The 22,846-nt window shown below is 39.4% G+C and carries 17 protein-coding genes; 6 read left to right on the top strand and 11 right to left on the bottom strand.

Annotation, left to right across the window (positions count from 1 at the left end; all coding sequences use genetic code 11):
• Window positions 1–535: 535 nt before the first annotated feature.
• The 9 genes from parC to A3Q33_RS12785 all read right to left on the bottom strand — a co-directional run bounded on the left by parC (window position 536) and on the right by A3Q33_RS12785 (window position 11,206).
• Window positions 536–2,824 carry a DNA topoisomerase IV subunit A gene (gene parC, locus A3Q33_RS12825; RefSeq protein WP_081180296.1) on the bottom strand — a complete coding sequence of 763 codons (2,289 nt, stop codon included), beginning with the start codon at window positions 2,822–2,824 and terminating at the stop codon, window positions 536–538.
• A 139-nt stretch (window positions 2,825–2,963) separates the two neighbouring features.
• Window positions 2,964–4,232 carry a GGDEF domain-containing protein gene (locus tag A3Q33_RS12820; RefSeq protein ID WP_081180295.1) on the bottom strand — a complete coding sequence of 423 codons (1,269 nt, stop codon included), beginning with the start codon at window positions 4,230–4,232 and terminating at the stop codon, window positions 2,964–2,966.
• Window positions 4,225–6,141, bottom strand: a complete 1,917-nt coding sequence (locus A3Q33_RS12815; protein WP_081180294.1) for a tetratricopeptide repeat-containing diguanylate cyclase — start codon at window positions 6,139–6,141, stop codon at window positions 4,225–4,227. Before A3Q33_RS12815 ends, A3Q33_RS12820 begins: the two co-directional genes overlap by 8 nt.
• Window positions 6,142–6,270: 129 nt before the next feature.
• Window positions 6,271–6,678 carry a VOC family protein gene (locus A3Q33_RS12810; RefSeq protein ID WP_081180293.1) on the bottom strand — a complete coding sequence of 136 codons (408 nt, stop codon included), beginning with the start codon at window positions 6,676–6,678 and terminating at the stop codon, window positions 6,271–6,273.
• Between the two features lie 145 nt (window positions 6,679–6,823).
• On the bottom strand, window positions 6,824–8,713 hold the full coding sequence (gene parE, locus A3Q33_RS12805) for a DNA topoisomerase IV subunit B (protein ID WP_081180292.1): 1,890 nt from the start codon (window positions 8,711–8,713) through the stop codon (window positions 6,824–6,826).
• Window positions 8,714–9,313, bottom strand: a complete 600-nt coding sequence (locus A3Q33_RS12800; protein ID WP_081180291.1) for a YqiA/YcfP family alpha/beta fold hydrolase — start codon at window positions 9,311–9,313, stop codon at window positions 8,714–8,716. It lies immediately after the preceding gene.
• Window positions 9,314–9,336: 23 nt separating this feature from the next.
• Window positions 9,337–10,095, bottom strand: a complete 759-nt coding sequence (locus A3Q33_RS12795) for a metallophosphoesterase (RefSeq protein WP_231295666.1) — start codon at window positions 10,093–10,095, stop codon at window positions 9,337–9,339.
• A 16-nt stretch (window positions 10,096–10,111) separates the two neighbouring features.
• The gene (locus A3Q33_RS12790) at window positions 10,112–10,570 is read right to left on the bottom strand and encodes a DUF1249 domain-containing protein (protein WP_081180289.1); all 459 of its coding nucleotides are present in this window, start codon (window positions 10,568–10,570) and stop codon (window positions 10,112–10,114) included.
• Window positions 10,571–11,206 (bottom strand): NUDIX domain-containing protein, encoded by a 636-nt coding sequence (locus A3Q33_RS12785; RefSeq protein WP_081180288.1) that lies wholly within the window; start codon window positions 11,204–11,206, stop codon window positions 10,571–10,573.
• Between the two features lie 174 nt (window positions 11,207–11,380).
• Between A3Q33_RS12785 and tolC the strand changes: the two genes are divergently transcribed.
• Entirely contained in the window at window positions 11,381–12,742 is a 1,362-nt protein-coding gene (gene tolC / locus A3Q33_RS12780; RefSeq protein ID WP_081180287.1) for an outer membrane channel protein TolC, read from the top strand.
• A 133-nt stretch (window positions 12,743–12,875) separates the two neighbouring features.
• Here the strand turns inward: tolC and hldE are convergent, their stop codons facing one another.
• Window positions 12,876–14,303, bottom strand: a complete 1,428-nt coding sequence (hldE, locus tag A3Q33_RS12775; RefSeq protein ID WP_081180286.1) for a bifunctional D-glycero-beta-D-manno-heptose-7-phosphate kinase/D-glycero-beta-D-manno-heptose 1-phosphate adenylyltransferase HldE — start codon at window positions 14,301–14,303, stop codon at window positions 12,876–12,878.
• A gap of 69 nt (window positions 14,304–14,372) precedes the next feature.
• Here hldE and lpxL point away from each other — a divergent pair, with 69 nt between their 5' ends.
• The gene (lpxL, locus tag A3Q33_RS12770; RefSeq protein WP_081180285.1) at window positions 14,373–15,311 is read left to right on the top strand and encodes an LpxL/LpxP family Kdo(2)-lipid IV(A) lauroyl/palmitoleoyl acyltransferase; all 939 of its coding nucleotides are present in this window, start codon (window positions 14,373–14,375) and stop codon (window positions 15,309–15,311) included.
• A 53-nt stretch (window positions 15,312–15,364) separates the two neighbouring features.
• Window positions 15,365–16,063: a TcpQ domain-containing protein gene (locus tag A3Q33_RS12765; RefSeq protein WP_081180284.1), complete on the top strand. Its 699-nt coding sequence runs from the start codon at window positions 15,365–15,367 to the stop codon at window positions 16,061–16,063.
• 36 nt (window positions 16,064–16,099) lie between these two features.
• Here the strand turns inward: A3Q33_RS12765 and glnE are convergent, their stop codons facing one another.
• The gene (glnE, locus tag A3Q33_RS12760) at window positions 16,100–18,997 is read right to left on the bottom strand and encodes a bifunctional [glutamate--ammonia ligase]-adenylyl-L-tyrosine phosphorylase/[glutamate--ammonia-ligase] adenylyltransferase (protein ID WP_231295665.1); all 2,898 of its coding nucleotides are present in this window, start codon (window positions 18,995–18,997) and stop codon (window positions 16,100–16,102) included.
• A 113-nt stretch (window positions 18,998–19,110) separates the two neighbouring features.
• Here glnE and A3Q33_RS12755 point away from each other — a divergent pair, with 113 nt between their 5' ends.
• The 3 genes from A3Q33_RS12755 to A3Q33_RS12745 all read left to right on the top strand — a co-directional run bounded on the left by A3Q33_RS12755 (window position 19,111) and on the right by A3Q33_RS12745 (window position 22,836).
• The gene (locus A3Q33_RS12755; protein WP_231295664.1) at window positions 19,111–20,121 is read left to right on the top strand and encodes a hypothetical protein; all 1,011 of its coding nucleotides are present in this window, start codon (window positions 19,111–19,113) and stop codon (window positions 20,119–20,121) included.
• A gap of 8 nt (window positions 20,122–20,129) precedes the next feature.
• Window positions 20,130–21,032, top strand: coding sequence for a DUF350 domain-containing protein (locus A3Q33_RS12750; protein ID WP_081180282.1), 903 nt, complete (start codon window positions 20,130–20,132; stop codon window positions 21,030–21,032).
• Between the two features lie 97 nt (window positions 21,033–21,129).
• Window positions 21,130–22,836 (top strand): polyamine aminopropyltransferase, encoded by a 1,707-nt coding sequence (locus A3Q33_RS12745; RefSeq protein WP_081180281.1) that lies wholly within the window; start codon window positions 21,130–21,132, stop codon window positions 22,834–22,836.
• Window positions 22,837–22,846 lie beyond the last annotated feature (10 nt).

Genomic DNA, 22,846 nt, shown 5'->3' with positions numbered 1-22,846 from the left:
GTGAAATAGTATTAAGTTTACCATGAGGAAGCCTGTCGATTGTCGTCCAAGTGGTTACATAAAAAATCGACTAAGTATGTAATACCGAGGATGTAGGCTTTTCGGACGGGGGTTCGATTCCCCCCGGTCAACAAGATAAAGTCCTTTTTTAGCCCATTAGTTATACCTAGTAACTTATAGATTTGGCCATGGGTTGGTAACAGCCTATATTGAAAAAAACACTTAATTACGGTTTTTTGTGTCTGATGCATTGTATCTTCAATATTAAATAATCATTCATACGGCACTGTTAGACTTCTATAACTATTGATTGAAAAAATTAATTTTTGCAACAACAACAACAACAACAACAACAACACCACTAACGTTGTTCCCATTGATTTTCTATAGCACCTTGATAAACTAATTCATTAAAGCACAACAATACCAATATCACCCCTCATTGATTTATTTTATACTTCTCAGCTAAGCTGACAAACATAAAAAAGCCCTAAGAAATAACGCTTAAGGCTTAATCAGTAATAACTCTGAGGGATTAAATTTCAGGGATTTCGGGCTCGATATCCGGAGCTGTCTGTTCTACCACAATACGGTCAACCCGTTGTAGACCTCTTGGTAGTTTATTACCTCGACGACCTCGCTCTCCTTTATAATGCTCAATATCGCTAGCTTTTAGTGTGAGCTTGCGTTTGCCAGCATGCAAGGTAACAGCGCTACCAGGGGGTAAAACTTCGAGCAATGTTACATATTCTTCGCGCGCTTTCGCTCTTGCTGTCGGAATATTAATAATTTTATTGCCTTTACCTTTACTTAAAATAGGTAAGTCTTTAATAGGAAAAACCAGCATGCGTCCTTCCGAAGTAATTGAAAGCACTAACTCTGTGTCTAAACTGCTGATCACTTTTGGCGTCATCACCTTCGCGGCCGCAGATAAACTTAATAATGCCTTACCATTTTTATTACGACTCACCATATCGGCAAAGCTGCCAACAAAGCCATAGCCTGCATCACTACTTAATAAGTAACGGCAGTCGTCATCGGCCATAAGTACTTTTTCAAAGTATTCACCACTGGCCAAATTAAAACGCCCTGTTAGCGGTTCACCTTGGCTACGCGCTGTAGGAAGACTATGGGCGTCAGTGGCATACGCCCTACCAGCGGAGTCAATAAACACCACAGGACGATTACTACGCCCTTTGGCTAAGCATAAAAATTCATCACCTGACTTATAGCTTAAGGCTTCTGCGTCAATGTCATGACCTTTAGCGCAACGTGCCCAACCTTTTTGAGAAACAACGACGGTCACTGACTCACTTGGCATAAGATCTTTTTCAGATAAGGCTTTTGCCTCACTGCGCTCAACAATAACGGAGCGGCGATCATCACCATATTTTTCAGCGGCTTCTAGAATTTCTTTTTTCATTAAGGTATTCATGCGAGCTTTAGAACCAAGAATTTTCTCAAGGTATTCACGTTCTATATTTAATTCTGCTTGCTCAGCACGGATCTTAATTTCTTCAAGCTTGGCAAGTTGGCGAAGCTTAATTTCTAGTATCGATTCGGCTTGGACTTCTGAAAGAGCAAAACGAGAGATTAACTCCGCTTTCGGGTTATCAAATCCTCGAATTATCTCGATAACTTCATCGATATTAAGATAGGCGATTAATAAACCATCTAAAAGATGCAGGCGTGCCAAAACTTTATCTAAGCGATATTGTAAGCGACGACGCACGGTTTCACGTCGATACTCTAACCATTCACTTAATATTGTTCTAATATCTTTAACGGCAGGCTTATTGTTCAAACCAATCATGTTTAAATTAACACGAAAGTTTTTTTCCAAATCTGTGGTGGCAAACAAGTGCTGCATAAGTTGTTCGATATCAACACGATTTGAACGTGGAACAACAACTAAACGAATCGGGTTTTCATGATCTGATTCATCACGCAAATCAATCACCATTGGCAGCTTTTTGGCCTGCATTTGATTGGCAATTTGTTCTAATATTTTTCCACCTGATGCCTGATGCGGCAGTGCGGTAATGACCACTTCCCCATGCAACTGTTCATAGACAGCACGCATTTTTATGCTACCGCGACCGGTTTGATAGATTTTTTCAATATCGGCTTTAGGCGTTATAATTTCAGCGTCTGTTGGGTAATCGGGCCCTTGGATAAAGTCGAGTAGTTCCGACAGCTCTGCCTTGGGTTGTTCAATAAGGTGAATACACGCATTGGCCACTTCTCTGACATTGTGTGGCGGTATATCTGTCGCCATACCCACCGCAATGCCGGTAATACCATTGAGTAATATGTGCGGTAAACGCGCAGGTAAGGTTTTAGGCTCCTTCATGGTGCCATCAAAGTTAGGCGACCAATCAACCGTTCCTTGACCTAATTCTGCCAGTAACACTTCACTAAAGCGTGATAAACGCGCTTCGGTATAACGCATGGCCGCAAAAGATTTTGGATCATCTGGTGCGCCCCAGTTACCTTGCCCGTCAACTAACGGGTATCGGTATGAGAATGGCTGCGCCATTAATACCATAGCTTCATAGCAAGCAGAGTCACCGTGGGGATGAAATTTACCTAATACGTCACCAACAGTACGGGCAGATTTTTTATATTTTGCTAATGCCGACAAGCCAAGCTCTGACATTGCATAAACAATACGACGTTGCACCGGTTTTAAGCCATCACCAATATGCGGTAAAGCTCGATCCATAATGACGTACATAGAGTAATTTAAATATGCTTCTTCAGTGAACTGTCTTAATGGGCGCTGTTCAATACCGTCTAAACTAAAGTCGATTGCATCTGACATGAAGTATTTTCCTAAAAAGTTCGATTAATGCCGAATTATTAAGCGTAACTTTTATTATTATTGTTCTGGGGGTAGCTTAGCTGATTATACCGGTGGAAAGAACACTTTTAGACGATAAATGTCATAGAAATTTGATAATTTAATTTTCTTTTATATCGGTAGAATAGCTACACACTTGGTTATGACCATCGGCTTTTGCTTGATACATAGCCATATCTGCCGCATGTAATAAGTTATCAAAGTTCCCTTTAACATCTTGAATGCTGGCAATGCCAATACTGACAGTAACTTGAAGATTATTTATTTGATTTACCTTAGTGTCGTTTTGAATTTTTTCACGTATATGTTCTGCAATTGCACGTGCTTGCTCAATACTGGCATCTGGCAGAATCGCGGCAAACTCTTCATCACTAATACGGGAGAAAAAATCTCTTGAGCGCATAGTCTCGCTAGCTAATACCGCAACACGACAAATAACCTTGTCGCCAACTTCATGTCCAAGTTCATCGTTAATAGTTTTGAAGTTATCGATGCCCATCATCAAAACACTCAGCTCTTTATCAGCTGTCAGTGCTTGTGTCATATAGTTATCGCCACTGGAAAAGAAAGAGCGACGATTAGGCAAGCGCGTTAAACTGTCTCTTTTGGCGAGTAACTTTAACGCTCTTCGAATTTTAAACTGTCGTAAAAGCAGCAAAAACAAGACCATTCCAGCAACAATAAAAATAGCAATATTACGATGCTGCTGAATACGCTCCGACTCTGCACTTGCTAGTGCGTAATGCTTTATTTGGCTGTTCTGGGTAAGTAACTCATTTTCTTCACGCTTTTTTTCTATATTGTATTTTTCATTGAGTTGCTTAACCCGATGTTCTTTTTGTTCTTTTAAGTGCGAAAAATACTTTTCAATGTATTGTTTTTTGCTGTCATAAGCCTGCTGATCTTCGCCTTGTTTTTCATAAAGGTTTGCCAATGTTAGATAAATATTAGCAAATAAAGGAGTATCGAGTTGTTTTTTAGCCAGCGACGGCTCAAGCTTTATCGCTTTATTGAGCCAATTAATCACTTTATGCTCTTGGCCTGGTAAGTTAGCTATATTGCCGCGTACAACAAGTAGTAAGTATTGCTCTGCAACATTAAGCCTCACCGAAGACTCATTCAACGCTAATAACTCTATTTGTGCAGCAGCTTTGTCTTGCTCACTTAAGCTTACTAGCGATAATATTTCTGCATTTACAGCCAAAACTTCCAGTGACTCTTGCGGCTGAACATCAGAGCTTTCGAGTATATTAGCTCCCTGTTGCTTACCCTGAAATTCTTCAGCAATTGCACTAGTATTGGCTAAAGCATTCATTAATAAAGATAAACCAACGAATGCGGCGACCCGTAACAAAATAGCTTTATTCATCACAGCTAACCTTATTACGACCAGACTGCTTAGCTTTGCTAAGTTGCTCGTGTGCAGCTTTTAATAAGGTTGAAAAGTTAGCATAATTGTCTTGCTCAAAAGTAGTAACACCAATGCTTATCGTTAATTTCTTTATCTGTTGAGTTTTCCATTTCGCACTTTCAATATTTTTTCTCAGGCTCTGTGCCACCTCAATGGCTTCACTCTTAGAGGTATTTGGCAATAACGCGATAAATTCTTCACCGCCATAGCGGCCAAAAAAGTCATTTTCTCTCATTAAACGTTGACCTTGAAGCGCAACTTCCTTCAATGCTTTATCGCCAATGCTGTGGCCAAACTGATCATTAATATGTTTAAAGAAATCAATATCGATCATGTACACACTAAAAGCCTGCTTATTCGACTTCGCTGTCGAGAAATATGTTTCGCCTAATTCGAGTAATCTACGACGATTTGCGACCCCGGTTAAAACATCAGTTCTCGTTGCCCGAATTAACCTTCTTTGGCCTTTAACAATTCTAAACAAACACCATGCTAATACCAACGTAAAAACAGCTAACACGGCCACAAGTGCTTGACGATTCTTAGCCGCCAGGGTCATTTGTTGTAACTGTAAGTTTTGTAAGCGTTGTTTTTTCTCTAGTATAATTCTATGACGATGAGCGGCTTCACTTTCATATTGTAATCTTAACTCATCAATTTCGGTGGTTTCACGTACCTTTTTATAAGCTATTGACTGAGTTAAGTATTGCGATTGAATTTTATATGCTTGATTGTAATGGCCTAAAGCATAATGCAACCTAGCACTTAAATTGAGTAAATTTAATGCACTGGTATCATAAACCTCACTCGATTTTCCTTCGAGTAAAACTTGCGCTTGCTCTAGGTTATGTAATGCTTCTTGATAGTTTTCCATTTTTTCAAGTATAAAGGCTTTTTCTATCAAATATTGAAGCTTTACATAGTGCTGCTCAACTTCTTTAACGTACTCGCCCGCAAGAATAATATACCGATACGCATTTTCAATATCTGGCTCTTCTTTTTTCAACAACGCTCTTGATAAGTTTCGATAAATACTAGCAATAAATTGATTGCTAGTATTAGGCTGAATTTCACTTTCCAGTATTCTATTAACTATAATTGCTTCTTCATAAAGCTCATGGTTCGTATGATTTATAGCAACATTATGCAAACTATTAAGCGCATAATTATGCTTACCTGCTTTCTTAAAGTATTGATAGGCCTGTTCAAAATAGGTGTTGGCTTGACTTTTTTCACCTATGTAACCATATAAAATGCCCAATTCACTATTAATATCACCTAACAAGGCATCATCTGATAATTGATCAGCAATTTGTAATGCCTGATTCAGAATTATGAGTGATTGTTTAAAATCTTTCTTTAAATATAATATCGCGCCAATATTGATCAAACCTCGAGCGGTTAATTCCTGATCATTCATTGAGCGTGCGACGTCTAAACCATTTTGATAAAGCTGAAAAGCGCCGTCGAAATCACCAAGGCTCTCCATTGAAAAACCTTTTGTATATGCAAGGTCTGCGATAAATATGCTTGGGTTATTCATTTTTTTAGCGAGTTGTAAGCCTAACTCTGACGATGCTTCGCTTAAACTATAAAGGGCTTGGTCGGCATACGCCGCAGACTGAATACGATAGTAATTCACTTGGTTGGTGATAGATTGGGTGCTTAAGGCTTCTTTGTGTTTATTTAATAAAATTAATGCGGCTTTGGGATCACTGTTGTTGAGCTGCTCTGCCCGTATCAAAAATGTATTAAAGTCATTATCCGTTAATGACTGCAAAGCATTTGATTTACAAGATATTAACAATAAAAAAAACAGAATGGGGGCACTATTTTGAAAGATTAATTTTACAACGCTTTTCAACAAATTCTCGCCCCAACAGCTTACGCGATAATGTACAAATTACAGTATAAAACGAATTAGTGTAAATGATAAACTATTATTTTTAGTGAAAAATATTTCGATAACAATAGCATGCTAAAATAATTTTTAACATTATTTTTCAGTCATTTGCCAATAGCTGGCTTCTATTTTATTACCATCAAGATCAATAATAAAACAACCATAATAAGGGTCACCATACTCTGGCCTTGCCCCTGGTTCGCCATTACAACGTCCGCCTAAGGCAATTGCGCAATGATAAAAGTCATCAACTTGTTTTTTACTTAAGGCCACAAAACCAAAATGAACACCGTTACCCAGTGTCGCCGGCATTTTATCAAAAGGTTGTTGCAGCCAAAATTCTGGATAGCCTTTACCGTATGCTACCGCGTGTTCATATTCGCTGACCAACTCTATACCCAAAATGGCTAATATTGGCGTGTAAAATGATTTTGCCCCCGTTAAGTCATTAGTGCCCACAGACGCATGACATATACTGCGTAAAAGACGATGCTCAATCATAAACTCTCCTATAAACGCAAAAAGGTATAGTCTGGCGGCTATACCTTTTTTAGTTAATGTTTAGTTAATGCTAAATTAGTGTAAAACGATTTAACACTTATTAATAAAATGGATTCATCGCTCTATGTTAATAAAGCGATGAAAATCAATCCAATTCAACCATATCACCTTTAGATTGCAACCAATTTTTACGATCGCCTGCCCGCTTTTTAGAGAGTAACATGTCCATCAATTCCATGGTTTCTGAGTGGTCATCTACAGTCAACTGTACTAGGCGACGCGTGTTCGGATCCATGGTAGTTTCACGTAATTGTAACGGATTCATTTCACCTAGACCTTTGAATCGTTGTACGTTGACTTTACCACGCTTTTTCTCTGCTTCTATACGGTCCAAAATACCGTCTTTTTCTGCTTCATCTAGGGCGTAAAATACTTCTTTACCCACATCAACACGATACAGTGGCGGCATAGCAACATAAACATGCCCAGCTTGTACCAAAGGCAGGAAATGTTGAGTAAATAGCGCGCAAAGTAAGGTCGCAATATGTAAACCATCGGAATCGGCATCGGCAAGAATACAAATTTTACCATAACGTAGTCCCGACAAATCATCGCTATCAGGGTCAATACCTAAAGCCACAGAAATATTATGTACTTCTTCTGAAGCTAATATTTGTCCTGGGTCAACTTCCCAAGTATTTAAAATTTTACCCCGCAGCGGCATAATAGCTTGAATTTCACGATCTCTTGCTTGTTTTGCACTACCGCCCGCCGAGTCACCCTCAACTAAAAATAGCTCAGTACGCAAAATATCTTGGCTACCACAGTCCGTTAACTTACCTGGTAAGGCGGGCCCTTGGGTGACTTTTTTACGAATAATTTTTTTGCTAGCACGTAAACGGCGTTGAGCATTAAAGATACAAAATTCAGCTAATGTTTCCGCAATACTTGTATGCTCGTTCAACCATAAACTAAAAGAGTCTTTTACTACCCCAGTAACAAATGCTGCACATTGGCGAGAAGAAAGTCGTTCTTTCGTTTGACCGGCAAATTGTGGGTCTTCCATTTTTACTGAAAGAATATAAGAACACTTATCCCAAATATCATCTGGCGTTAACTTAACACCTCGTGGCATCAAGTTTCTAAATTCACAAAATTCACGCATTGACTCTAATAAGCCTTGGCGCAGCCCGTTAACATGCGTTCCGCCTTGTACTGTCGGAATTAAGTTTACATAACTTTCACCAACAGACTCGCCACCTTCAGGTAACCAAGTCACCGCCCAGTCAGCCGCTTCATGTTGCGAAGTAAAACTGCCCACAAAAGGTTCTTCAGGCAAGCTTTCATAACCTTTAACCGACTCTTTTAAGTAATCGACTAAACCATCTTCGTAGCACCATTGATATTTTTCATCTTCGTTTTTATCATGAAACTTAATGGTTAACCCAGGACAAAGTACAGCTTTGGCTTTTAATAAATGCACAAGTCTCCGAGCTGAAAACTTGGCAGAATCAAAGTAACTAGCATCTGGCCAAAATTTAACACGTGTACCGGTATTACGACGACCCACTGTGCCCGTTTCTCTTAACTCTTCTACTTTATAGCCACTTTCGAAAGCCATTTCGTATACTTTACCATCACGCCTAACTGACACGTCTACTCGGGTAGACAAGGCATTAACGACAGAGATCCCCACACCGTGCAAACCACCAGAAAATTGATAATTTTTATTGGAGAACTTACCGCCGGCATGCAACTTACAAAAAATAAGCTCTACCCCTGACACTCCCTCTTCTGGATGAATATCAATTGGCATACCACGGCCATCATCAATAACTTCTAATGACTGATCTTTATCAAGAATCACAGTAATATTTTGTGCATGCCCTGCTAATGCTTCATCAACAGAGTTATCGATAACCTCTTGGCCTATATGATTAGGACGCGTGGTATCGGTATACATGCCAGGACGATGGCGTACAGGGTCAAGGCCACTTAAGACCTCAATGGAGTCGGAATTATATTGTTCGCTCATTTATATGTTCTGATCATTAGGCTGTAATAGTGGTAAATTGAAAAATAACGCGATTTTAGGCAAGGAATTTTCATAGTTAATAAAACTATGATCGCCACCTTGCTCCACCACCAATTGGCAATGGCGGTATTTTTCAACGGCTTGTTGGTAATCTAACACTTCATCACCGGTTTGTACCATGACCAAGTAATTATTTTTAGATATATTTTGCTGTTCGAGCGCTTTTAGTTCAACGATATGTTGTACGTTAACTTGATAGCGCTCTTTTGTATAAGGGTTTACCTGTTCACCGAGATAATCGGTCATTAATTCGAATGGCTTAACCGCAGGGTTAATCAGCACAGCTTGTAGTTGATATTTTTCAGCTAAGTAAGTAGCAAAGTAGCCGCCCAAAGATGACCCCATTAATAACCAGTTAGCACTAGGCTCAAGGGCAATAATATCTTCAAGTTGTTTAATAGCCGCATTAGGTGAAGACGCTATTTGTGGGCAGTGAAAATTTATTTCAGGAAAATGTTGTGCAAAATACTTCCGCGTATTCTCCGCTTTCATCGACAGTGGCGACGAGTTAAAACCATGAATGTATAAAATATTAATCATCGTGACTTGTTTTCTCTTTATGTTTAGACAAAGAACACTGTACAGGTTATTTCGCCTGTATCCTTAAGGGTAAATAGTTGATAGCCTGGTGGTTGTCCATTCGACTTCGCAGTCTCTGAATTTACATCAAACTGAATTGATGTAGCAGGACAGGTATATAAACTTATCTCTCTGTGAGGCAGCTTTACCGGCAAAGTTAATGCTTGATGAATATGACCACAACCAAGTGCTTTAATTGAAGGATACGCTGTTAGTAATTGTTGCAAAGGTGCTTTATTAAGCAAACCATGTTGATCAATAAAAAAACCAGCATCAACAGCATGATGATGGGTTAATAACAATTGCGATTTGGTTGAGTTAATAATACTGCCCGCCCTATCACATTCCACTTCATCAATAACACCTGCAGGGGTCGCACTTTTACTTTCTAACAACAATACTTGCCAATAATCATTTTCGATTACGCTATTTTGACAAAATGGTGCACGGGCAAGGTGCTGTTTTAGCAGTGCTGGTTCGTCATGGTTTCCCGCCACATAATAGACCGGTGTAGTAATTTCACATTCTTCAAAAGCATGAACAAACAGTTGATAAGATGCTGCTGTATGGTCTTGAGTTAAATCACCCGTGAAAACAATGGCATCTATCAATGGCTGTTTTTTAATTGCCAACAGCACATTTTTTAAATTTTGGTATACATTCGCTTGGTGGTGTTTGCCATTGCGATCTGCGAACAAGTGACTGTCACTCAATTGCGCTACGGTAAGTGCTTTAGGGATCATTTTCTGCGACATCAGCTTAAGAGTTTTTAGTCATATTGATATGCACTTGGCCTAATTGTAAACAAAGCTGTAACCATTCTTTTAAAAAATAGTTCACTTGTTGTTTTTCATCAGGTAAATGCATTTTGTCATTGGGGTAATCATAACGTGGCTGTATCTGCTTTACATCTTGATTACTGATCACTTCAGCCATGCGGGCGTCATGATACAAGCGAATCACCATTTTCGGACGAAATAATGCGGTTAAATTATAGCCGTGAATATTTGCTTCTTGGTTAATCGTCAGTAATGTTGTGTATTTTGTAACTTCATTAATCTGAACTCGATAACTTAAAAAGTCAGAAATAAAGAAACAGCGCTGCTCTCCGACCAATTCTTTATCAGCAAGCACACGCAGCAGCAACATATAATTAACCTCAAACAAGGACATTAACGTTGGTAAATGTGGGCGATATTTTTTTGCAACAACAGACATTTATTTCCAGCTTGATTTAAGCTTATCAAGATTTAGATCTAACCATTGTAACGCAATAATAGTGGCAGCATTAAGGATCTTTCCCTGTTCAAGTAATTTCTGTGCATCTTTTCGCGAAACCACGTGGACTAAAATATCTTCACCTTCTGACTCTAAACCATAAACACCTGAAACATTTTCGCTATCTACACACGCACAATAAAGATGAATACATTCACTCATACCGCCAGCGCTTGAAAGATAATCCATCACTTTAGTCACGTTTTCAGGCGCTAAATCTAAATTAGCCTCTTCTTTGGCTTCGCGAATCGCGACGTCTAGTGGTATTTCATTTTCTGAAAACATGCCGGCAATAAGCTCTAACTGCCAAGGACCTGTGTTACTGCGCAATGCCCCTGAGCGAAATTGTTCAATTAATATTACCGAATCTGTTTTCGGATCATAAGGTAATAACCCAACAGCATCTCCTCGTTCAAAAACCTCTCGTTTTAATACTTTACTGTAGCCACCCGCATAAAGCTTATGGCGAAACAGATACTCATCAATTGCGAAAAAACCTTGAAATTTTCTCGATTTTTCAACGACCTCAACATCCGCTAAACTAAAGCGTAATAAAGGATCTTTTGTCATACTCATGATTCACTCTCTTCTGTTTAATTAAATAATTTTCGATTCACTCGCACTTAACATTTTGTTACACTAGAGTACTTCCCTAAACACTTATTTTATTTAGCTAATTCCCTATTCGCGATAAGATAGTTACAATTAGAAAGATAATAGCAAGTTCATTATTACAGGAATCGCTTCAAGATGAAAAAAACAATAACCGCACTATTTATTGGCTTTGCATGTGCTGCAAGTAGCGCTTTAGCTAATGCCGAAGATTTACTGTCAGTATATCAGCAAGCAAAAAACAATGATCCGGTTGTTCTTAGAGCACATGCGCAATTTTTAGCGACAGAAGAAGGTATTGAACAAGCTAGAGCTATATTATTGCCACAATTAAGTGCATCAGCAAGCTATACAGAAAGTGAAAGTGAATTTATTCCTACATCAGATACTGGCCAATCATCAGGCATACTTCTAACGAATAAAAGTGATACTACTCGTTACGGTATTAACTTAGACATGCAGTTATATAATCATAGCTCTTGGTTAAAACTCGATAATGCCAAAAAAGTTGCCCACCAAAGTGATGTTACTTACCAGTTAGCCAAACAAGATTTAATTGTCCGCGTTACACAAGCATATTTTCAAGTATTAAGCGCTAAAGATGATTTAGAATTCTCAATTGCTGAAAAAACAGCTATCGAACGCCAGTTAGAACAAACTAAACAAAGATTTTCTGTTGGTTTAACCGCAATTACTGATGTTCATGAAGCACAGGCGCAATATGATAATGCCGTAACGGATGAAATCAGAGCCGAAAATAAGGTTTTTAATGCCGAAGAAGCTTTACGTGTTATCACCAATATTTATCCTCGTGATTTAAATATTTTAAATACTGAGCGCTTCAGTACTTCTCGCCCATCTCCTGATAGTGCTAACGAATGGCAACAAACTGCAGAAGCTAAAAACTTAGAATTAATCGCAGAAAGAATCAGTATTGATATTGCTAAAGAGAATATCAACATTGCTAGATCAGGACATTACCCAACGTTAAGCTTAACGGGCAGCTACGGTAGCAGCGATCAAGATAATGAAGTCAACGGTGCTAACTTTAATAATCCATCACTAGATAGCCACTCAATTGGCATTGCTTTATCTGTGCCTATTTATTCAGGCGGCGCAATAACAAGCAGTGTTCGTCAAGCACAAAGCAATTATGTTGCCGCAAGCCAGAATATGGAACAAGCACATCGCAACGTAGTGCGAAATACACGTAACGCCTACAATACCGTTATTGCCGCAGTATCAGCCATACGTTCATTAGAGCAATCAGTAGTGAGCGCACAAAGCGCATTAAAAGCAACTGAAGCAGGCTTTGAAGTGGGTACTCGTACCATTGTTGATGTACTTAACAGCACTAGAAACCTATACAATGCAAAACGTAACTTATCTTCTACTCGTTATGATTACATTCAAAATGTATTAGCACTAAAACGCGCTGGCGGAACGATTACTGAACAAGATTTAGCGGACATTAACCAAGGCTTAACGGCCACGCTATAAAAGTATCGTGTATTGAATTGATAAATTGAATTGATAAATTGAAGTAACAAATAGTAGCATCAAAAAAAGCAGCATTTAATGCTGCTTTTTTATGTTCATGTGAAAGAACGACAATGTTCGAACTAAAACCTCATTAATCTTCTCGCTTTATCGCGTTAATAATTTTGGTTGTCGAAATGCCATCTTCAAAGTTCAGTACTTTTACTTCACCACCTGCCGCGATCACTTCCTTACCACCGGCGATATCTTCCACTTTATAATCACCACCTTTAACTAAGACATTAGGCAATATATTGGCAATTAACCGCTGCGGTGTATCTTCACTAAAAGGCACTACCCAATCGACTGCGCCTAAACCAGCCAGTACTGCCATTCTACGATCTACTGGGTTAACCGGACGACCAGGGCCTTTCAATCTTGTCACTGAAGCGTCGTCATTAACGGCAACAATTAAGCGGGTACCTAAGGTATTCGCGGTAGTTAAATAGGAAACATGCCCCGCATGTAGAATATCAAAACAACCATTGGTCATCACGATAGTCTCTCCACGTGCTTGGGCTAATTCAACAGCAATTTTTAGCTGCCCTTCAGACATAACACCAAAACCACTTTCTTGGCCTGATGACAATTCAGCGCTCAATTCTGCTTCACTTACCGTCGACGTACCCAATTTACCAACCACAATACCGGCAGCAATATTAGCTAAAGCACTTGCTTGGGTAAATTCAGCTTTTGCCGCTATAGCAAGGGCTAGTGTGGCAATAACCGTATCTCCAGCACCAGTTACGTCATAAACTTCTTTCGCTTGCGTAGGTAAATGAAATTCTTCTTGGTCATGTCGTAACAAAGTCATGCCTTGTTCACTTCGCGTCACTAGCATGGCCGTTAAGTCTAGTTCTTTTAGTAATGCCTGTCCTTTGCTAACAATTTCAGCTTCACTTTTACAATGTCCCACTACGGCTTCAAATTCTGCAAGATTAGGCGTAATAAGTGTCGCGCCTCGATAACGTGAAAAGTCAGTGCCTTTGGGATCTACCAATACCGGAATATTTTGTGCTTTAGCTACTTGAATAAGTGCCTGAACTTCAGATAATGTGCCTTTGTCGTAATCCGACAATAACAAAAGATCATGCTGTCCGACTAAGGCTTTTGTTTGTTCAATAAGCGGTTGTTTATCAAGTTCAGCAAATGATTCTTCAAAATCTAAGCGCAATAATTGCTGATTTCGGCTTAAAATACGCAATTTAGTAATAGTTGGGTGATCGGTAGATTGAATAAATTGACAATTTATATTCATTGCTGACAACTGTGTTTGCAATGTTGTCGACGCTTCATCTTTACCCGTAATCCCTAATAAAGTTACGTGTCCATTTAGCGATGCAATATTCAACGCCACGTTGGCCGCGCCTCCTGGGCGATCTTCGTCTTGATGTATTTTTACAATCGGCACAGGTGCCTCGGGAGAAATACGTTGTGTTGGCCCAGACCAATAGCGATCTAACATGATATCACCAACGACTAAAACACGCGCTTTTTCAAAAGCGGGAATATCTACTTTCATCCTGTACCCTATAACAGATATAATAAGCAATATTGTATCACAAGCAATTCAATGAGTTGAAATCATCCCGTGAGTAAAAACAAAGTTTTACAACCAAATTTTAAAATCTCTTACCTATTACCAAAGTATTGGCTAACTTGGCTTGGGGTATTTATTCTTTATAGCATTTCTTGGCTACCTTATAGGTTCCAGCTATTTCTCGGTAAAATGATCGGTCGTTTGCTCTATAAAATAGGCTCAAGCCGTAAGAAAGTTGCTTTACGTAATTTAGAGCTTTGTTTTCCAGATATGCCTGACGCTGAACGCCAAGTTATGCTGAAACGTAATTTTGAGAATACGGGTATTGCCTTATTAGAAACAGGCATGGGTTGGTGGTGGCCGAATTGGCGTGTAAAACGCAAAACCAAAGTTATTGGCCTAGAGCATATAGAAGAAGCACAGAAACAAGGTAAAGGCATACTGCTACTTGCTATGCATTATCTTAGCGTCGAAATTAACTGTCGAGGCATTGGTTACGGCCATCCTATGGTGGTATTTTACCGACCGCATAACAACCCGCTAATGGAATACTTTCAGTTCCGAGGTCGTGGTCGTTCAAACAAATATATGCTGGGTAAACGTGATGTTAAGGGCTTACTTCGAGCATTAAAGGAAGGTGAAGCCTGTATTTATTTACCGGATCAAGATTACGGTCGCAATCGAAGTGTTTTTGTACCCTTTTTCGCGGTACCAGAAGCAGCATCGACTACGGGTACATTAATTTTTGCTCGACAAAAAAATACTCAAACCCACATGTTGATACCCACGCGTAACGACGACGGCAGCGGCTATACGCTAGAAATAAAACCTATGTTGGAAAATTTTCCAACCGGTGATGACACAGCAGATGTATTGAGAATAAATCAAGAGTTAGAAAAAGCTATTATGGTGAAACCTGAACAGTATATGTGGTTGCACCGCCGATTTAAGACTCGCCCTAACGAAGATGATCCATCATTGTATAAATAGCTATTGTTAGCTATTGTGTTGTTCATATTGTAAAAATAAGCTGTAAATAATTTATGAAATTTTGGCTACTAAGTATTGTTTCAGGTTTAATGCTAATTGGCTTGGCGTTAGCTTTATGGCTTAACCAAGAGCTACTATTTTCATTCAGCCAAGATGTTGCTGATGAAACTGTAGCAACAAAAGTTGACCGTCATCACGATGATAAAGCAGAAACAGATGGTGAAGCAGACCCCGTAGCGAAAGAAGAAGTTATTAAAGCTAAGAAAAAGACAAATGCTGCTGCTGATGGGCTTTCTCGCTATTACGCCAACTTGCACGGTGAGATGGATGGAAAAGGCCCAAAAATTCGCAACAATATTGTCTACCTGCCAGATCCCGAAGGTGATTTAGAAAAAATCTTAGAAGCAAGGCGTTTGATCACTCGACCTTTGCGAAAAAATTGGACCGGCAACACTGACAGTCACCCATTCCGCCTTGGCGAAACTTTATATCAAAAGCTATCCGAATACGCTAATGAAAATGATCTTGAGATGATTTGGTGGCTTAATCGAGACTTTTTGGTTAAAGACGCTTTTAGAATTAATGAAAATATCATCACTACCTCTTATCAAGTAGGTAAAGCGATTGAAGGACATTTTGAAAATGGCCTTTCAATCTATTTTTGTTACCAGCAGCGCGCTATTGTTTTGATTGAAAATAGCATTCCTTACTTAGCTAAAGAATGCATGTTATTGCCCAAAGGCAGTAGCTGATAAAGCTAAGTAAGTGAAGTAAGTGAAGTAAGTTAATTATTTCAGTAGCGCTTTAACAATAACCATAACCTCACTATGCTCTGCTGAAAATTCGTCTGCGGGGATCATTGCCAAGCTATTTTGCAGGGTCGCATGATGGCTAACGTCTCGTAATTTACAGTAATTATCGATCAAAGCCTGCTGCTGATGTGCCGTTATTACGCCTACATTAGCTAAATATTCAAGTAGGTTAATATTGTCTGAATAGTCGCTCAATTTAGGGTGTTGGGCAGCATGCGCTAAAACCAAATATTGTACAAGAAACTCAATATCAACCAAACCACCAAGCCCTTGTTTAATATCGACTTCACTCGTAGTTGACTTATCCAAGTGCTGACGCATTTTATCACGCATCTTTATAACATCTTCGCGTAACAAGGCCTTATCACGCGTTCTCATTAAAATATCACGTTTAATTTCTTTGAATCTTGCCGCTAAAGCTGCATGGCCATATATGACTCTTGTACGAACCAACGCTTGATGCTCCCATGTCCAAGCATCATTAGACTGGTAATGACCAAAAGTATCGATATGCACCATTAAAAGCCCAGCATTACCTGAAGGTCTCAAGCGCATATCTAGTTCATATAAAATGCCGTTTGCCATGCGGGTATTGAATAAGTGCATCATTCTTTGAGCAAGTTTTAAATAAAATTGACCAGCAGAAATAGATTTTTCACCTGAGGTCATTTCAGCGATGTCGGCATCGTGAACAAACACCAAATCTAAATCTGAACTATAACCCAGCTCAATACCACCTAACTTTCCATAACCTATAACAGCAAAACCTTTATCTTGGCCGTCTAATTTACTGTTAGGTACACCAAAACGAAGCGCCATTTGTTGCCATGCTAAGTTGGCGACTTCTTCTACAAGCGCTTCTGCTAAGGCGGTTAAATGATCACTGACTTTAGTGAGCGGTAAAATATCAGTGATATCTGCCGCGGCAATGCGCAATTGTTTAGCTTGTTTAAACTGGCGTAAAGTGATCATTTGCGCTTCTTGATCTTCCTCTGGAACACGTAACATAGTTTCACGTAATTCAGCCACATACGAAGACAACAGCGGTGGTTGATGAAATAATTTAGGATCTATCAATTCATCAAGTAATATTGGGAATTTAGCAATGTGCTCTGCTACCCAACTACTGTTACGACACAAATGAATTAATTGTTTTAATGCGCCTTCATTCTCAAAGAGTAATTCAAGATAGGCGGTACGTGTTGCAACGGTCGTTAATACGCCTAATACCCGTGCTAAGGTTTGGTCGGTAAGTTTTAATTCGGCAAGATGCCATAATACGGTTGGGATCAATTTATCCAGCACATGTCTGCCACGACTACCCATACTGCGTTTAATCATTTCACGACGAAAATCTCTTAAGGTTAGCCATAACGATTCGCTATGTGAAAACTTAACACCATCGGTATTGTCTAGTAACTGAGGCGACTGCTCAATCCAAGTAATTGATTCTTCATCACTCCATTGGCTATCCCAAAGTGTGGTCCAGTATTGATCAACCGCTTGACGATTTGGACTTTCCTCACCAATTAATTCTCCAAACTGTTGATGAATGCCCTGCATATGAAAAGTAAGGTGTTCTAGAAAAGTCGTCCAATTGGTACAGTTTTCATCTGCAAGAATAGTGACTAAGCGTTGCTGGTCTAATTCAATATCTGGTAAAGTTTGCGTTTGTTGATCATTTAACGCTTGAATAATGTTTTCAACACGACGCAAAAAGCGATAGCTATCGGTTAAAACTTTCGCGCTCTGTTGTGTAAGCTCACCGTGCGTGACTAATAAAGGTAAAACGGTCAGTAAATTACGGTGCTGTAATTCGCTTTCTCGACCCCCTCTGATCATCTGAAAAACTTGCACAATAAACTCTACTTCCCGGATACCACCAGCACCCAATTTAATATTATTGTTGAGCTGCTTGCGTCTAACTTCTTGAGCAATCATAGCTTTCATTCTTCGCAGGCTATCAATAACACTAAAATCGATATAGCGCCGATAAACAAAAGGTCGCAACATATTAGACAATTGCCCGTGATAATCACTCTCGCCAATCAAACGCGCCTTTAACATCGCATAGCGCTCCCAATCACGCCCCTGATCTTGATAATAATTTTCCATCGCATTAAACGACAATACTAAAGGCCCACTTTCGCCAAAAGGTCGCAAGCGCATATCAACACGATAAACAAAACCATCGGCTGTTTGCTGGTTTAACGCGGTAATTAATTTTTGTCCTAAACGGGTAAAAAATAACTGATTGTCGATACTACGTCTAAGTCCTTGTGTTTCACCGGCTTCAGGGTAAACAAAAATCAAATCTATATCAGATGAGAAGTTAAGCTCTTGGCCGCCTAATTTTCCCATGCCATAAACCAATAAACTTTGTGCTTCTCCGGCAGAATTAACCGGTATACCCCATTTTTCTTGGCACAGTGTTGATAACCAATCATTGGCTGCAATTATCATGTTATCGGCTAACGACGACAGCCTTTTTAACGATTCATCAAGCGTTATATCTAACAGAAAATCACCAACGGCAATATGCACCATTTGCTCTAAACGGAACATTCTAAGGCAATGTTGCAGTTGTTCTTCTGTTGAGCACTTATCTACATCTTCAGCGAGCATAACTTTATAGTTAGGTGTTTGAGTCGAGAGTAACTGCTCACTGTTAAAAAGTTCAACAAGCAACTCTGGTGCTTGTAAAGCACTGCGTAAAATAAAGTCACTTAGCGCTAATGCATTTTTAAAAAGCACTAACCGCTCTGGTGATAAATTGTCGGTAACATTAGGATATTGTTGCGAAAACTGGAGCCAACTTTTAACTTGCTGGTCTACAAGCAATGGCGGAAAAGGCAAAGCAGATGAATTAGACACGTTATCCTCGATAAAAGCTACAATGGTAAATGAGCAATAATTAATAATGGACAATAAATTAATTTCATTGATATACCTAAAATAATAGACATAATATGTCATAAATGGTATTAATGAATGATAACCATAGCATTTTTGAGGACAGTATGGCAGGAATGCAGCCACTAAAATTAATGATACTCTTGCTGACGTTATTGCTCTTCGCTTGTACAGATCCAGTAAAAGAGCAAATCACCCAGCAAATTCCACTCACTGAACAACGTATTGACTTACTTGCTCAAGCACTGGCGAATGGACAAGTTCGCAATGCTAATTTAATTAGCCAGTACGGAGAACGATTATTACAAAGTAAACCAAGTTATAAACCGTTAATTGACGAATTTTTAAAAGATACTGGCACAAAAGGTCCAATGTTTGTTGCCCTAGTTGATCGTTTAAACACAGTTAAAAATCAACCACAAATGTTTGAGAACTCTCAAGCAATTTATGATGAACTTTTAAACCTTTATCAAGCGGCCGATCCAGTTTTGTATTCTGATGCCTTAAGCGACCCCCTCAATGTGTTAGCTGATATGTCTGACGGAACTTTGCCGCGCGTTAATGCCATGTCCAAAGCACAAAGTATGGCGGCCAATAAGGCGCAAGACTTCGGCACTGGCGAGCAACTCATCGGCAATCCTTCATACGGAAGTTGGACGTCTGGCTCTAATGGCATGTCATTTTGGGCTTGGTATGGTATGTACTCGATGATGGGTGACCTATTTGGTTCGAGACGAACGAGTTATAGTGATTGGGGGCGTGGCCGAAATTATAGTTATTACAATGATTATGGCCGTAAACGTTATAGTTCACCTGATCAGCTGCGAAAACAATCTGATTTGGATACTCGCACTAAAAAATCGTTTCAAAGCCGTGGCCAAAAATATACTAGCGCTTACAGTAAAAATAGAACGGGCGCGTCAAGTATCTCTAGTCAAAGTAAAAGTGCACAAACCAGTGCCAATCGATTTGCTAGCAAAACGACCAATAAAAGCGCTTATGCAAAATCAAGTAAAAGTGCCAAAAATGCTAGTTTTAGAAATAGTAAGAGTACAACGTCACGTAGCTTTAGACGTGGAAAGTAGGGATAAATATGAATACCTTTATTGAAATAACAGGCCTAAATATAGAGCTATTAATTTTCTTAGCTATCGATATAACCATTGCTATTATATTACTTGGCGCAATGCGCTTCATCAGCGGTTTATCGGCCAAAGTTAACTCAACCGACGAGCTTGCCAAAGAAGATAACTTTGCCTTTGGTATCAGTGTTGCCGGCAGTGTTGCCGCATTAGGCATTGTATTAACCGGTGCCATTACAGGTGAAAATGCTGAAAGTTATTTGATGGAAATTATCGGTATGGCAAGTTACGGAATTTTAGGCTTAATTTTAATTAAAATTGGCCGAATTTTTCATGACCGCTTTGCCTTAAATAAAATAGACAAAAACGCCGAAATTAAGTCTCGTAATATTGCTGTTGGAATCGTCGATGCGTCAGGTGCTATTGCCACGGCCATTGTTATTCGCGCTGTATTATTATGGGTTTATGGTTTAGACATCAGCACATTTACGGCCATTATTGCCGGCTTTATTGTTTCACAAGCTATGTTAGTGCTAGTTACTCGACTTAAAGAACGTCAGTACGCGAAAAACAATCAGAATCACAGCATGCAAAAAGCTTTTGCTGAAGGGCACGTCGCGTTAGCTATTCGCTACGCGGGCCAAGCTATAAGTACCGCTTTAGCCGTAACAGCTGCCAGCCACTTTTTAACTTATAGCCCAGATACTTTATTGGTAAACTTAGTCGGTTGGTTAGTCTTTGGTATGCTTATGACCCTATTGGTTGCCCTACTCACCTCCATTGCTAAACGCTTAGTACTAATGGGTATCAACTTAGTTGAAGAAGTAGACCAACAGCACAATATTGGTGTTGCCAGTGTTGAAATGGCGATTAGTATTTCTATCGCACTTATTTTAACAGCGTTAATGTCATAACTTTATCGCACCTTCTCTATTTAAATAATCAAGCGCTCTTATGCGCTTGATTATTTTCCTGTCACTTAAAAGTAAATAACTCAAGCTAGGAATATCCATGACCATCAACAGAAATCGGCTTTGGGACGATGTTCTCCTGATTTTAACCATGGCGGTTTTAGCAGGTTGTGGGCTGATATACGAATACCTACTATCGCATTATGCCGGACGTGTGCTTGGTATAATGGAAAGCACCATCTACGCCATGATCGGCCTGATGATTGTAGCTATGGGTTTAGGGGCATTTGCAGCGCGAAAGATTCAATGCGCTTTCAATGGTTTTGTTTGGTTAGAACTTACCATTGCCTTCCTCGGTAGTAGCTCAATATTGATCATTGGCGCTCTGATAGCACTAACGCAAACTTTTCCTGAAATATTAGGCTCAATGTTTAACTTGCCGCCAGACGCATACCCGCGCGGAGGCCTATTTAAACAACTGAGCTTTATTGCCTTCAATAGTCCTTACTTTTTCGGCTTCATTTTAGGCTTTTTTATAGGCATGGAAATCCCTCTGATTGCGCGTATTCGAGAAGAAATACATCAAAAGCATCTTAAAAATAACTTAGGCACTATTTACGGTGCGGATTATATCGGCGCAGGGATCGGCGCGGCGATTTGGGTTATCTTTCTCTTATCAATAGACATAAGTAAAGCAAGCGCATTAACGGCTGCATTAAACCTAACCGCAGGTATCGTATTTATACTTTATTACTGGCAAAAACTTACCTGGCGAAAAACCTTAATTGCAGCACATGGTATTTTGCTAGTCTTTATTTTAGCTATATATCAATATGGCAATAGTTGGTTGAGCCAAATGAGCAACTTACTGTACCTCGATAAAGTCGTTTACAGCGATAAAACCCGTTTTCAACAACTGACTTTTACCCAAAGAAATATGGGGCCAAATGATGGCAATATTATTAACTTTTATTTAAACGGTCGCTTGCAGTTTTCATCTTCAGATGAGTTTATTTATCACAGCTATTTAGTTAGCCCTGTATTAGCGGGGTCAGCACGCCATGAGAACATTCTCATTATTGGTGGTGGTGACGGCTTAGCACTCAGAGATGTTTTACAATGGCAGCCTAAAAAAGTTACTTTAGTGGATTTAGACACTGAGCTTATTGAACTGTTTAAGCATCCACATGAGAAATTACCGCTTTCACTGGCTAACGCAATTGAAGACTTAAATGCCGCTAGCCTACGTGACAAAAGGGTTGACATTATTTCTGCTGATGCCTTTATCGCTATCGATAAACTTTTACAAAGTGGACAAATATTCGACGCTATTATTGTTGATTTACCCGACCCTAGCCATCCTGATCTAAATAAACTTTATTCGGTAAACTTTTATGCCCGCTTAAAGCAATTATTGGCTGGAGATGGCTTAATTGGTATTCAATCAGCGAGTCCTTACCACGCTAAAAATGCCTTTATTGCTATTGGCAAGACCGTTCAAGCAGCTGGTTACTCCACTGTTCAGCAATATCATGACAACGTGCCTAGCTTTGGTGAATGGGGTTGGACTATTGCAAGTAAAATGGGCGCAGGTCCTTTAACCAGGCTAAATAGTTTGTCAGAATTACCTGTTTTACATCATTGGCTAACATTACCTATGGTGACCAATGCTTTTGAGTTTTCGCGTGATTTTTATCTAGATAGTGATTCGGTGCCAATAAATTACCTTGGCAGTCATGCCATTTATCAATTACATCAACAAGCTTGGCAAGATCAACAAGGGCTAAATAATGCCCATTTACAGTAAAATGAATTAA

The organism is Colwellia sp. PAMC 21821 (assembly GCF_002077175.1).
Lineage (GTDB): Bacteria > Pseudomonadota > Gammaproteobacteria > Enterobacterales > Alteromonadaceae > Cognaticolwellia.
This window is presented reverse-complemented; position numbering and strand designations above follow the sequence as displayed.